Genomic DNA, 12,698 nt, shown 5'->3' on the forward strand with positions numbered 1-12,698 from the left:
CGCAAGGGCATGCAAAAGAAAAGCCCGGCGCTGGGCCGGGCTTTGCGAAGTCTCGTTTCAGGCTCAGGCCGCCATGGCCTTCTTGAGGTTCTCGTCGATCTTGTCGAGGAAGCCGGTGGTGGAGAGCCACGGCTGGTCGGGACCGATGAGGAGCGCGAGGTCCTTGGTCATGAAGCCCGATTCGACGGTTTCGACGCAGACGCGTTCCAGCGTTTCGGAGAACTTGGCCAGCTCCGCATTGCCGTCCAGCTTGGCGCGGTGGGCAAGGCCACGCGTCCAGGCGAAGATCGAGGCGATCGAGTTGGTCGAGGTTTCTTCGCCCTTCTGGTGCTGGCGGTAGTGGCGCGTCACCGTGCCGTGGGCGGCTTCGGCTTCGACGGTCTTGCCGTCCGGCGTCATCAGAACCGACGTCATCAGGCCGAGCGAACCGAAACCCTGGGCGACGATGTCGGACTGCACGTCGCCGTCATAGTTCTTGCAGGCCCAGACATAGCCGCCGGACCACTTGAGCGCCGAGGCGACCATGTCGTCGATCAGGCGGTGCTCGTACCAGATCTTGGCTTCCTTGAACTTGTCGGCGAATTCGGCGTCGAAGACCTGCTGGAAGATGTCCTTGAAGCGGCCGTCATAGACCTTGAGAATGGTGTTCTTGGTCGAGAGATAGACCGGCACCTTGCGCTGCAGGCCGTAGTTGAACGACGCGCGGGCGAATTCGGTGATCGAATCGTCGAGGTTGTACATGCCCATTGCGACGCCGGCGGACGGGGCGTCGAACACGTCGTATTCGATTTCCTTGCCGTCCTCGCCGACGAACTTCATCGTCAGCTTGCCCTTGCCGGGGAACTTGAAGTCGGTGGCGCGGTACTGGTCGCCGAAGGCGTGGCGGCCGACGATGATCGGCTTGGTCCAGCCCGGAACGAGACGCGGCACGTTCTTGCAGATGATCGGCTCGCGGAAGATGACGCCGCCGAGGATGTTGCGGATCGTGCCGTTCGGCGACTTCCACATCTTCTTCAGCTTGAATTCTTCGACGCGGGCTTCATCCGGCGTGATGGTGGCGCACTTGACGCCGACGCCATGCTTCTTGATGGCGTTCGCCGCGTCGATCGTCACCTGGTCGTCGGTGGCGTCGCGGTTTTCCATGCCGAGGTCGTAATAGTGGAGGTCGATATCCAGGTAAGGATGGATCAGCTTTTCCTTGATGAACTGCCAGATGATGCGCGTCATCTCATCGCCGTCGAGTTCGACGACGGGGTTGGCGACCTTGATCTTTGCCATGGAGAGCCTCGTGTTTTGTCGGGGCCTAGCGCCCCGGATCGTGGACTTGAAAGGAACGCTTGGCCCTATAGCACTCGCGGCCGGGAAGGCAAAGACAACCAATTACCGAGACGGTTTATTTTCGCCGGGGTTGAGAATAAGTTTCGCCAAAATTCCGTTTCAGGAAGGCTCTCGGGCGGCCGCTCCGGTCCGCCGTCATCCAATGGAGAATATGATGTCGCGTTTCGGTTTCGTGGCGCTCGCCCTTCTGCTTCCCGTTTCCGTCGAGGCTGCCGATTTCAAGGCGCCCGTCGCGGAGGTCATGGCGGCCGCCACGGCCAACTGGCAGGACATGGGCACGGACACCGATACGCCGCCGCCCTATACCGACTACTTCTCCGAGGATTTCCTGAAGCGTCTCTACAGCAAGGATTTCGTCGCGAAATACAAGGAGGCGGCGAAGTTCCCGGCCTATGACGACGGCGGCTCGCCCTTCGACTACGATCCGATCATCGGCGGACAGGACGGCTGCGCGCTGAAGGACGTGGCGACCGCCGAGGGGCAGCCGGCAAACGGCGCTGAAGACGTGACCGTGACCTTCGACAACAGCCATTGTTTCGGCGAGCGGGCCAGCGACTGGCAGCCGGAAAAGCTGGTCTTCAAGGTGATCGAGGAGGACGGAAGGACGGTCATCGACGATATCGAGCGTCCCAGCTTCGAGGATGGCGCCTCCCTGAAGAAGGAAATGCTGGAGATCGCCGAGGCTGGCGCCAACGGTGGTAGCGGCAGCGCCGCCGAATCCCCGGAATAGGCGGCTGGCGCTTTTCATTTCCGGCGTATTGTGCCAGTGAGGCCCATCTTTCCAAAGCGCGCGCGCCGCGGTCCTTCGGATTCGCTTCCGGCGCCTTGGATTTTTGATTTTCGCATGTCGGTAGCGCAAAACCGCGGCACACTTTTGCGTGACATGCTTTAGGGACATATGGGCATGGCAGGCACGAACAGCGAACGCACGCTGATCGCCGAAGGACCGGCGATCATTCTCGTTCATCCGCAACTCGGCGAGAATATCGGCATGGTGGCGCGCGCCATGGCGAATTTCGGCCTTGCCGAGCTGCGCCTGGTCAACCCGCGCGACGGCTGGCCGAGCGAGAAGGCGATTTCCGCGGCCAGCAAGGCGGATCACGTCATCGAGGCGGCGGAGGTCTATCCATCCCTGGAAGCGGCCGTCGCCGATCTCGAATTCGTCTATGCGACGACGGCACGCGACCGCTATGGCTACAAGGAAGTTCGCTCGCCCGTGGTTGCCGCCGACGACCTGCGCACGCGCTTCCGCGCTGGCGAAAAGACCGGCATCCTCTTCGGCCGCGAGCGCACGGGCCTCACCAACGAGGAGATCGCGCTCGCCGACGAACTGGTGACCTTTCCGGTCAATCCCGCCTTCGCCTCGCTCAACCTCGCCCAGGCCGTGCTCCTCATGAGCTACGAATGGATGAAGAGCGGCCTTGCCTCCGTCGAGGATACGCCCTTCGACGCGCTGCCACAGCGCCCGGCCAAGAAGGAGGAGTTGCAGGGGCTCTTCGATCATGTGGAGGAGACGCTGGACGCGCGCGGCTACTTCCGGCCTGCCGAAAAAAAGCCAAAGCTGGTGGAGAACCTGCGCGCCATCCTGACGCGCCCTTCCTTCACCGGCACGGAGATCCAGGTCATGCGCGGCATCATCTCATGCCTCGATCGTTTCACCCGCGAATCGCCTCGCGGCGCGAGCAATCCGAACCGCACCCGCAATCGTCGGCCCAAGGTGCCCCGTGACGACGAATAGGCCCTTTCCCGAAAAGTCGGCGGCCGGTTCCTCACTCGGCAAGGCTCCGGAACAGACGGCAAAGCCCATCCTGATGTTCGACAGCGGCATCGGTGGCCTGACCGTTCTGCGTGAGGCGCGCGTGCTGATGCCCGAGCGGCATTTCACCTATGTGGCCGACGATGCCGGTTTTCCCTACGGCGGCTGGGAAGAGCCGGCGCTGAAGACGCATGTCATCGATCTCTTCGAAGGACTGCTTGCCGAGCACGATCCGGAAATCTGCGTCATCGCCTGCAACACGGCCTTCACGCTGGTGGGAGCGGACCTGCGCGCCGCATTCCCGCACATGCCCTTCGTCGGCACCGTGCCTGCCATCAAACCCGCCGCCGAGCGCACCCGTTCCGGCCTCGTCTCGGTGCTCGCGACGCCCGGCACGGTGAAGCGCGCCTACACGCGCGACCTCATCCAGTCCTTCGCCAGCCAGTGCGACGTGCGCCTCGTCGGCTCGGAAAACCTCGCCCGCATGGCGGAAGCCTATATCCGCGGCGAGACCTTTTCCGACGATGCCGTGCGCGCCGAGATCGCGCCCTGTTTCGTCGACGAGGACGGCCACAAGACGGATATTGTCGTGCTCGCCTGCACGCACTACCCGTTCATGGCCAATCTCTTCCGCAAGCTCGCCCCCTGGCCGGTCGACTGGCTCGACCCGGCCGAGGCCATCGCCCGCCAGGCGCGCCGTCTCGTGCCGCCGCTGGAAACCCTCGCCCCTGGCGAGGACATCGCCGTGTTCACCTCGGGCAAACCGGATTTTTCGACACGCCGGCTAATGCAGGGGTTCGGGCTCCGGGTCGTCTGACGCGGCTTTGCCTGTGGATTCTTCCAAAAAGCCGGGCGTGACGGCTGCGTGTTTCGTGTTAGGGCATGCCTGATATCCGGTGGCGGCCGGCGAATCAGGAATTTTTAGACGAGGAACGGGATGAAGGTCGGCATCGACATGGGGACGGTGCAGGGCGGCGCACCGGCCAGGCTCGATATCGAGGAGCTGCTGGCGACGCGCCTCCTGGTGCAGGGAAATTCGGGCTCGGGAAAGTCGCATCTCCTGCGGCGCCTGCTCGAACAGTCCGCCCAATGGGTTCAGCAGGTCATCATCGATCCCGAGGGCGATTTCGTCACGCTGTCCGACCGGTTCGGCCATGTCGTGGTCGATGGCCAGCGCACGGAGGCCGAGCTTGTCGGCATCGCCAACCGTATCCGCCAGCATCGGGTCTCCTGCGTGCTTTCGCTGGAAGGGCTGGAGGCCGACGAGCAGATGCGTGCGGCCGGAATCTTCCTCAATGCGATGTTCGATGCGGACCGGGATTTCTGGTATCCGGTGCTCGTCGTCGTCGACGAGGCGCAGCTTTTCGCGCCCGCCGTCAGCGGTGAAGTCTCCGAAGAGGCGCGCAAACTCTCGCTCGGCGCGATGACCAATCTGATGTGCCGCGGCCGCAAGCGCGGCCTTGCCGGCGTCATCGCCACGCAGCGCCTCGCAAAACTTGCCAAGAACGTCGCGGCCGAGGCCTCCAACTTCCTGATGGGCCGCACCTTCCTCGATATCGACATGGCGCGTGCCGCCGACCTGCTCGGCCTCGACCGTCGGCAGGCGGAAATGTTCCGCGACCTGCCGCGCGGTTCCTTCGTCGCGCTCGGCCCGGCGCTGTCGCGCCGTCCTTTGCCGGTGACGATCGGTACGGTGGAGACCTCCGCACGCTCGACCAGCCCCAAGCTGATGCCGTTGCCGGATGCCCTGCCGGATGTCGAGGATTTGATCTTCACGCCCGATCCGGACGAGTTTTCCCGTCCGCTCGTTCGCCGTGCACCGCCTGCGCCGCGCCCGACGACGGACATTCTCGCCGAACTGTCCCGCGCGCGGCCGGAACCGGTGCAGGCGGAAACGAAGGCGCCGGCGCCGGAAATCTCCGCGGAGGAGCGCGAGGGCCTACTCGACCAGGCGCTTGCCGAAATCCTCGGCAATCCCGAGGCGGCCTTCCGGGCCGATGCAGAGCTTTTTCAGGATTTCCTCGTGCGTTGCCGCATCCGCCGCGTGCCGGGCGCGCCGCTTTCGCTGCCGGCCTTCCGCCGCAAGATGGCGGTCGCGCGCTCCGGGGTCGATGCCGAGACCGCGGCGACCGAAATCTGGGGCCGGGCGCTCGATCTTTCCCGCAGCGTCACCGAGGATCTGCAGGGTGTGTTCCTGCTGGTGGCGCAGGCTGCCGTGCGCGGGCTTGCCTGCCCCTCCGATGCGCGGATCGCGCGCGCCTACGGAACCCATTCCGCCCGTCGCGCGCGCCGCCTTCTCGGTTACTTCGAGGAGCAGGGGCTGGTGGTCGTGCACAGCGATCTTGCCGGCCACCGTATCGTCGCTTTCCCGGATCTTGGCTGCGAGACCCAGCCGGGCGACGCGAATGGGCCCGATCTGACGGACACCCATCCCGCCGCCGCGGAGTGAGGTTTACGCGTCTTCGGCGATCGCCTTCTCAGCGTCCTTGCGGGTCGCCCAGAGCGAACCGAAGATGCCGGCTGCAAGGATGGTGACCGTCACGCCGAGCGAAACCATCGGCGGGATTTTCGCAAGGCCCAGCATGTCGGCGACGAAGATCTTCGAGCCGATGAAGATGAGCACCGTCGCCAGTGCATACTTCAGATAGGCGAAGCGGTGGATCAGGGCCGAAAGGGCGAAATACAGCGCGCGCAGGCCGAGGATCGCGAAGATGTTCGACGTGTAGACGATGAACGGATCCGTCGTGATGGCGAAGATCGCCGGGATCGAATCGACCGCGAAGACGAGGTCGGCGAATTCGACGAGCACCAGGGCGAGCAGCAGCGGCGTCACGTAGGTGCGCAGGCGCCCGGTCTTCGGATCGGGCTGGCGGACGAGGAAGCGGTCGCCGTGCAGCGCGTCGGTCACCGGCAGGCGGCGGCGCAGCAGTTTCAGGAGCGGGTTTGAAGCGACATCGTAGGCTTCGTCCGACGAGAACAGCATCTTGATGCCGGTGAAGACGAGGAAGGCGGCGAAGATGTAGAGCACCCAGCCGTAGTTCTCGATGACGGCGGCACCCGCGGCGATCATGATGCCGCGCAGGACGATCACGCCGAGGATACCCCAGAGCAGCACGCGGTGCTGATACTGCCGGGGGACGGCGAAATAGCCGAAGATCATCGCGATGACGAAGATGTTGTCCATCGCAAGGCTCTTTTCGACGACGAAACCCGTCAGGTATTCGACGCCGGCCTGTGCGCCGGACTGGAACCAGACAAAGCCGCCGAAGGCGAGGCCAAGACCGATATAGAAGGTGGAAAGAAGGAGGCTCTCCTTGATGCCGATTTCCTTGTTCTCCTTGTGGAGAACGCCGAGATCGAGCGCGAGGAGGGCGAGAACGATTGCGATGAACGACAGCCACATCCAGACGGCAGTGCCCTGGAAGTCAAGCCACAGAAAATCCATGACGGTTTCCCTTGCCGGATATGTTGGTGATACAGCCTCGACATCACGAGGTCCGGCAAGGCACAAGTCAGAGGGGCCCGGGGCTGTTACTGCCGGGGAAGATAGGCAAGGCGAATTCCTCCTGCAAGATGCGTTGACAAATTTTTGAAAACTGCCTAATGACCCCGTCAACGCCGGGCAGAAATGTCCGGTGTTTCATTTGACATGTCCCGTGGATTCTCCGGTCGCGATCGTGAGAAGCCTGTCGGAACCTCGGAAAAGGTTCAGAGGAGGGCGTGTTTCCTTCAGCCGGTCCGGCAACGGGCAGGCGATAACAAGACCAAGAGGAAATGCGATGAGCAAGCGCGCTGCATCCAAGTACAAAATCGACCGCCGCATGGGCGAAAACATCTGGGGCCGTCCGAAGTCCCCGGTCAACCGCCGCGAATACGGCCCGGGCCAGCACGGCCAGCGCCGCAAGTCCAAGCTTTCGGACTTCGGTGTTCAGCTCCGCGCCAAGCAGAAGCTGAAGGGCTACTACGGCGACATCCGCGAGAAGCAGTTCCGTGCGATCTTCGCCGAAGCTGAGCGCCGCAAGGGCGACACCCCGGAAAACCTGATCGGTCTGCTCGAATCGCGCCTCGACGCGATCGTCTACCGCGCCAAGTTCGTTCCGACGGTCTTTGCTGCCCGTCAGTTCGTCAACCACGGCCACGTCAAGGTCAACGGCGTCCGCGTCAACATCGGTTCCTACCGTTGCAAGCCGGGCGACGTCATCGAAGTCAAGGAAAAGTCCAAGCAGCTCGTCACGGTTCTCGAATCCGTTGGTCTGGCTGAACGCGACGTTCCGGACTACATCGAAGCCGACCACAACAAGATGACCGCGACCTTCGTTCGCATCCCGGTTCTCTCCGACGTGCCCTACGCCGTCGTCATGGAACCGCACCTGGTCGTCGAATTCTACTCGCGTTAATCGCTGAAGACACCTTGCGCAAATCGGAAAAGCCGCCAAGAGATTGGCGGCTTTTTCGTTTCGGGGGGACGGGATGACGGACTTGCAGGGTATCGTCGAGGAAATCCACGCGGCGCTGTCGCCACGGCGCGGCGAGGGCAGGGTGGCGGACTACATTCCGCAGCTTGCCCATGTGGATCCGGAAAAATTCGGCATCGCCGTGGTCACCACAGACGGTGCGGTGCACCTTGCCGGCGATGCGGAAGAAGCCTTCTCCATCCAGAGCATTTCCAAGGTCTTCACCCTTACGCTGGCCCTTGGCAAACACGGTGAGGCGATCTGGAAGCGTGTCGGGCGCGAGCCGTCCGGCTCGGCTTTCAATTCTATCGTCCAGCTCGAGCATGAGGGCGGCATCCCGCGCAATCCCTTCATCAATGCCGGGGCGATCGCCATCACCGACCTCGTGCTGGCCGGACATACACCGAAGGAAGCGATCGGCGAGGTCGTGCGGTTCCTGCGTTATCTCGCGGATGAGGACGATATCATCATCGACCAGGACGTCGCGCGCTCGGAGCAGGCGACGGGCTTCCGCAATTTCGCGCTTGCCAATTTCATGCGCTCCTTCGGCAAGCTCGACCATGCGGCCGAACTGGTGCTCGGCGTCTATTTCCATCAGTGCGCGCTGGCAATGAGCTGCCGGCAGCTCGCCAGGGCAGGGCTGTTCCTCGCCAACAGCGGCACCAATCCGCTGACCGGCCACCGGGTCGTCTCGCACCTTCGGGCGCGGCGTATCAACGCACTCATGCTGACCTGTGGCCACTACGACGGCTCGGGCGACTTCGCCTATCGCGTCGGCCTGCCGGGCAAGAGCGGTGTCGGCGGCGGAATCCTGGCCGTCGCGCCCGGAAAGGCGTCGGTCGCCGTCTGGTCGCCGGGGCTCAACGAGAACGGCAATTCGCTTCTCGGCTCGCTGGCGCTCGAAATGCTGGCGGCGCGCACGGGCTGGTCGGTGTTCGGGGCTTGATTGTGCGGCCGGTTCGGGGCATTGCAGGCCCATGACGGCATCAACGACCCTGGCCTTTGCTGACACCGACGACGACGCACCGGAGACCGGCCGCCATCCGCTCTTTGCGGATGCGCCCTCCAGCGTCTCCTTCAACAAGCTGCGAAAGCGCCTGCTCCGGCAGGTGCGGCAGGCGATGGATGATTTTTCCATGCTGAAGGGCCAGAAACGCTGGCTCGTCGGCCTATCCGGCGGCAAGGACAGTTATGGCCTGCTCGCCCTGCTGATGGACCTGCAATGGCGCGGCCTCCTGCCGGTCGAGCTGATCGCCTGCAATCTCGACCAGGGCCAGCCGAATTTTCCGAAGCATATCCTGCCGGACTATCTTGCCTCGATCGGCGTCAAACACCGGATCGAGTACCGCGACACCTATTCCATCGTGAAGGAGAAGGTGCCGTCGGGGGCGACCTATTGTTCGCTCTGCTCGCGCCTCAGGCGCGGCAATCTCTATCGCGTCGCCCGGGAGGAGGGCTGCGATGCGCTGGTGCTCGGTCACCATCGCGAGGATATTCTCGAAACCTTTTTCATGAATTTCTTCCACGGCGGGCGGCTCGCCGCCATGCCGCCGAAGCTTTTGAACGATGAAGGCGACCTCATGGTGCTGCGTCCGCTCGCCTATGCGGCGGAGGACGATCTCGCCAAGTTCGCCGCCGCCATGCAGTTCCCGATCATTCCCTGCGATCTCTGCGGCTCGCAGGACGGGCTCCAGCGCAATGCGATGAAGGCGATGCTGGCGGACATCGAAACGCGCATGCCGGGCCGCAAGGACGCCATGCTGCGTGCGCTCGGCCACACCAATCCGTCCCATCTTCTCGACCCGAAACTTTTCGATTTCTCCTCCCTCGAAACGGTAAGGCCCCATGACGACGATTGATATCAATGCCCTCGCTCTCGTGCTTGCACAGGCGGCCGAGGCGGAAATCCGCCCGCGCTTCCGTGCGCTTGCCAAGGGTGATATCCGCACCAAGGCGGATGCCAACGACCTGGTGACGGAAGCCGACGAGGCGGCCGAACGCTTCATCAAGCGCGAGGTGACGGCGCAGTTTCCGGGCGTGCTGTTTGTCGGCGAGGAATCGGTCGCGGCCGACCCGGCCCTTCTGCCAAAGCTCAAGGATGCGGATGTCGCGATCGTCGTCGACCCGATCGACGGCACTTTCAATTTCGCCTCGGGCGTACCGCTCTTCGGCGTCATGGCGGCGATCGTCTCCGGCGGCGAAACGGTCGGCGGCATCATCTATGACCCGATGGGCGACGATTTCGTCATGGCGGAAAAGGGCGGCGGCGCCTGGCAGACCGGCGATCACCGGCCGGCCGTGCGGCTGAAGACGCGCGGCGGTGCGCCGCTGGAAGCGATGACCGGCATGGCCTCGACGAGTTTCCTCGACCGGGAGCGCCGGGCGCGTATCCTGTCGAACCTCGCGAAGGTCGCCTTCGTTTCCAACTATCGTTGCGCCGCGCATGAGTACCGCACCTTTGCCGGCGGCCACCTGCACTATCTCATGTACAACAAGCTGATGCCCTGGGATCACCTTGCCGGCACGCTCATCGCCCAGGAGGCGGGTGCCTATGCCGCCCGCTTCGACGGCTCGGCCTACAAGCCGCACCATGTCGAGGGCGGCCTGCTGGTCGCGCCCGACAAGGACAGCTGGGAGATGTTGCGCCGCGAAGTCTTCGTCGACTGAGGTATATTTCATTCCAGCAAAAAGGCCCGGTTGCGTCCGCAGCCGGGCCTTTTCTTTATCTCCGTCCTTTCTCCCTTGTCATCCTTGGGGCGAGCCCGACGATGGCGGAAGGAAGCAGGGTGTTCCCTGTCAAACCGGCTTGTTGTGCGGCTGGAACAGCTTTCCGTGCTCGGCGATCAAGACGAAGATCAGGCCGATGATCGACAGCACGAAGAAGCCCATGACCAGCGGCAGGGCCGTGCCGTTGAAGGCCTGGCCGATGATGGCGCCCAAAATCGTGCCGCCGGCGGTGCCCATGAAGCCGAGCACCGAGGAGGCCGTGCCGGCGACGTGGCCGAGGGGTTCCATGGCGAGCGAGTTGAAGTTGGAGCCGATCCAGCCGAACTGGAACATCGACAGTGCGAAGAGCACGATGAAGATGGCGAACGGCAGGTGCGGTGTCCAGACGAGCGTCAGGAGCAGCCACAGCGTGTTGACGCCGAGGAAGCCCACCAGCGCACCATGCGACAGGCGCCGCATGCCGAACTTGCCGACGAGCCGCGCATTGACGAAGGACGACAGCGCCATGAAGGCGGCGACGCCGGCAAAGGCGACCGGGAACCAGACGCCGAGCCCGTAGATGCCGACATAGATCTGCTGCGCCGAGTTGATGAAGCCGAACAGGGCGCCGAAGATGAAGGTGCTGGCGAGCGTGTAGCAGAGTGCGACGCGGTTCGTCAGAACGATGCGGAAACCGTCGAGGACCGAACGCACCGTGAAGGGACGCACATCTTCGGGATGCAGGGTTTCCGGCAGGCGGAAATACATCCATGCCCAGATGACGGCCGCCATGACCGCCATGAAGACGAAGATGAGGTGCCATTCGCCGAACAGCATGACGACCTGACCGGTGCCCGGCGCCAGCACCGGAACGACCATGAACACCATCATGATCAGCGACATGACCTCCGCCATCGCGCGCCCGCCGAAAATGTCGCGGACGATCGAGATGGTGATGACGCGCATGGCGGCCGAACCGATGCCCTGGATGACGCGCAGCGCCAGAAGCGCGGCAAAGCTCGGTACGAGAATCGCGGCGAGCGACGAGACGATGTAGATGGCCAGACCGATGAACATGGGAATGCGCCGGCCGAACCGGTCGGAGATCGGCCCGTAGACCAGCTGCGCGAAGGCGAAGCCGATCAGGTAGGCGGAAATGACATATTGCCGGTGGTTCTCATTCTCTACGCCGAGGCTGGCGCCGATCTCCTGCAGACCGGGCAGCATGATGTCGATGGCGAGCGCGTTGAGCGCCATGAGAAGCGCCATGAGCGCAATGAATTCTATCTTGCCCATGCCATTCAGGCGCTGGGAAGCTTCGGGGGAAAGTCCAGACATAATCACATTAATCCATGAAAGAGATAAGGCGCCGCTGGGGTGCGGCGCCTTTGAAAAGCTCGGGGTCTTCGGAAAGACCGTAAAGCGTCAGGCAGCGCCCTTGATCGAAATACCCTGTTCCTGAAGGTGAGACTGCAGCTCGCCCGACTGGAACATTTCGCGCACGATGTCGCAACCGCCGATGAACTCACCCTTCACATAGAGCTGCGGGATGGTCGGCCAGTTGGAATAGTCCTTGATGCCCTGGCGGATGTCGGCGTCGGCAAGCACGTTGATGCCCTTGTAGCCCACGCCCACGTAGTCGAGGATCTGCACGACCTGACCGGAGAACCCACACTGCGGGAATTCCGGCGTGCCCTTCAGGAACAGGACGACGTCGTTCGTCTTCACTTCGTTTTCGATGAAATCGTGGATGCCACTCATAGCCGTATTCCCTAGCAAATCGGCTTCAAGGGCCGATGCGATGAACCATTCGCCCTAGATAACAATCTCGTGTGACAAATGCCAGAAGCCCCGCCACAAAAAACGTGCGGGGCTCCCTTAGCATTTCTACGGTGTTGCGCGTTCGCCGCGCCCGGTCGTCCGGTCAGCGGCTGCGCTGGCGGCTGCGGCTTGCCGCCGTGCGACGGCGGCTCACCTGTTTGCGCGGGCGCCTGGCCGGCTTCTTTTCCGGTTTCAGCGCGGCTTCGATGATGTCACCGAGGAGCCCGCCGGACGCCTTCTTGCGCGTCGTCGTCTTGCGGCGCGTGCGCCGGGTCGAGGCCTTGCGCACGCCGGTCTTCTTCAGCACCTCCTTGAGGGCTGCATCGACCACGCCGCTGACGAGTTCCTTGATGAGATCGGCCATGGGCGGATTTTACTCCGGGATCGAGGTCTGGAGGGCGAGGGCGTGCAGGATGCCGCCCATATTGCCCTTCAGCGCATCGTAGACCATCTGGTGCTGCTGCACGCGGGTCTTTCCGCGGAAGGCTTCCGCGACGACTTCGGCGGCGTAGTGATCGCCGTCGCCAGCAAGATCGCGGATGACCACCTTTGCTCCGGGAATGCCGGATTTGATCATGTCTTCGATATCGCCGGGTGACATAGGCATGTGCGCTTCCCCTTAC

At 63.2% G+C, this 12,698-nt stretch carries 14 protein-coding genes; 8 read left to right on the forward strand and 6 right to left on the reverse strand.

What is annotated here, in order from left to right:
* Positions 1–63: 63 nt before the first annotated feature.
* A complete protein-coding gene (locus AKG11_RS10995) occupies positions 64–1,278 on the reverse strand; it encodes an NADP-dependent isocitrate dehydrogenase (RefSeq protein ID WP_023514528.1) in 1,215 nt (404 codons plus the stop codon).
* Positions 1,279–1,492: 214 nt separating this feature from the next.
* Here AKG11_RS10995 and AKG11_RS11000 point away from each other — a divergent pair, with 214 nt between their 5' ends.
* The 4 genes from AKG11_RS11000 to AKG11_RS11015 all read left to right on the forward strand — a co-directional run bounded on the left by AKG11_RS11000 (position 1,493) and on the right by AKG11_RS11015 (position 5,543).
* Positions 1,493–2,068, forward strand: coding sequence for a hypothetical protein (locus AKG11_RS11000; RefSeq protein WP_156334084.1), 576 nt, complete (start codon positions 1,493–1,495; stop codon positions 2,066–2,068).
* A 174-nt stretch (positions 2,069–2,242) separates the two neighbouring features.
* Positions 2,243–3,076, forward strand: a complete 834-nt coding sequence (locus tag AKG11_RS11005) for an RNA methyltransferase (protein ID WP_050743916.1) — start codon at positions 2,243–2,245, stop codon at positions 3,074–3,076.
* 73 nt (positions 3,077–3,149) lie between these two features.
* Entirely contained in the window at positions 3,150–3,911 is a 762-nt protein-coding gene (murI, locus tag AKG11_RS11010) for a glutamate racemase (RefSeq protein ID WP_050744038.1), read from the forward strand.
* Positions 3,912–4,031: 120 nt separating this feature from the next.
* Positions 4,032–5,543: a helicase HerA domain-containing protein gene (locus AKG11_RS11015; protein ID WP_050743917.1), complete on the forward strand. Its 1,512-nt coding sequence runs from the start codon at positions 4,032–4,034 to the stop codon at positions 5,541–5,543.
* A gap of 3 nt (positions 5,544–5,546) precedes the next feature.
* On the opposite strand, the gene AKG11_RS11020 is transcribed toward AKG11_RS11015, so the two are convergent.
* Entirely contained in the window at positions 5,547–6,539 is a 993-nt protein-coding gene (locus AKG11_RS11020) for a TerC family protein (protein WP_050743918.1), read from the reverse strand.
* Between the two features lie 334 nt (positions 6,540–6,873).
* On the opposite strand from AKG11_RS11020, the gene rpsD reads away from it, so the two are divergent.
* The 4 genes from rpsD (at position 6,874) to AKG11_RS11040 (ending at position 10,215) form a co-directional block, all read left to right on the forward strand.
* Positions 6,874–7,491, forward strand: coding sequence for a 30S ribosomal protein S4 (rpsD, locus tag AKG11_RS11025; protein WP_023516778.1), 618 nt, complete (start codon positions 6,874–6,876; stop codon positions 7,489–7,491).
* Between the two features lie 73 nt (positions 7,492–7,564).
* Complete coding sequence (locus tag AKG11_RS11030) at positions 7,565–8,494, forward strand: glutaminase (protein ID WP_023516779.1); 930 nt, start codon at positions 7,565–7,567, stop codon at positions 8,492–8,494.
* Positions 8,495–8,525: 31 nt separating this feature from the next.
* Entirely contained in the window at positions 8,526–9,407 is an 882-nt protein-coding gene (gene ttcA / locus AKG11_RS11035; RefSeq protein ID WP_023516780.1) for a tRNA 2-thiocytidine(32) synthetase TtcA, read from the forward strand.
* Positions 9,394–10,215, forward strand: coding sequence for an inositol monophosphatase family protein (locus tag AKG11_RS11040; RefSeq protein ID WP_023516781.1), 822 nt, complete (start codon positions 9,394–9,396; stop codon positions 10,213–10,215). The genes ttcA and AKG11_RS11040 overlap by 14 nt, the downstream gene beginning before the upstream one ends.
* Positions 10,216–10,344: 129 nt before the next feature.
* Here AKG11_RS11040 and AKG11_RS11045 read toward each other — a convergent pair whose 3' ends face one another.
* From AKG11_RS11045 to AKG11_RS11060, 4 genes are all read right to left on the reverse strand, one after another.
* Entirely contained in the window at positions 10,345–11,550 is a 1,206-nt protein-coding gene (locus AKG11_RS11045; protein WP_050743919.1) for a multidrug effflux MFS transporter, read from the reverse strand.
* A 129-nt stretch (positions 11,551–11,679) separates the two neighbouring features.
* Positions 11,680–12,015, reverse strand: a complete 336-nt coding sequence (gene grxD, locus AKG11_RS11050; RefSeq protein WP_023516233.1) for a Grx4 family monothiol glutaredoxin — start codon at positions 12,013–12,015, stop codon at positions 11,680–11,682.
* A 163-nt stretch (positions 12,016–12,178) separates the two neighbouring features.
* The gene (locus AKG11_RS11055) at positions 12,179–12,439 is read right to left on the reverse strand and encodes a hypothetical protein (RefSeq protein ID WP_023516234.1); all 261 of its coding nucleotides are present in this window, start codon (positions 12,437–12,439) and stop codon (positions 12,179–12,181) included.
* Positions 12,440–12,448: 9 nt separating this feature from the next.
* Positions 12,449–12,682, reverse strand: a complete 234-nt coding sequence (locus AKG11_RS11060; protein WP_023516235.1) for a BolA/IbaG family iron-sulfur metabolism protein — start codon at positions 12,680–12,682, stop codon at positions 12,449–12,451.
* Positions 12,683–12,698: the final 16 nt, after the last annotated feature.

Source organism: Shinella sp. SUS2 (assembly GCF_001262505.1).
In the GTDB taxonomy this organism is placed as follows: domain Bacteria; phylum Pseudomonadota; class Alphaproteobacteria; order Rhizobiales; family Rhizobiaceae; genus Shinella.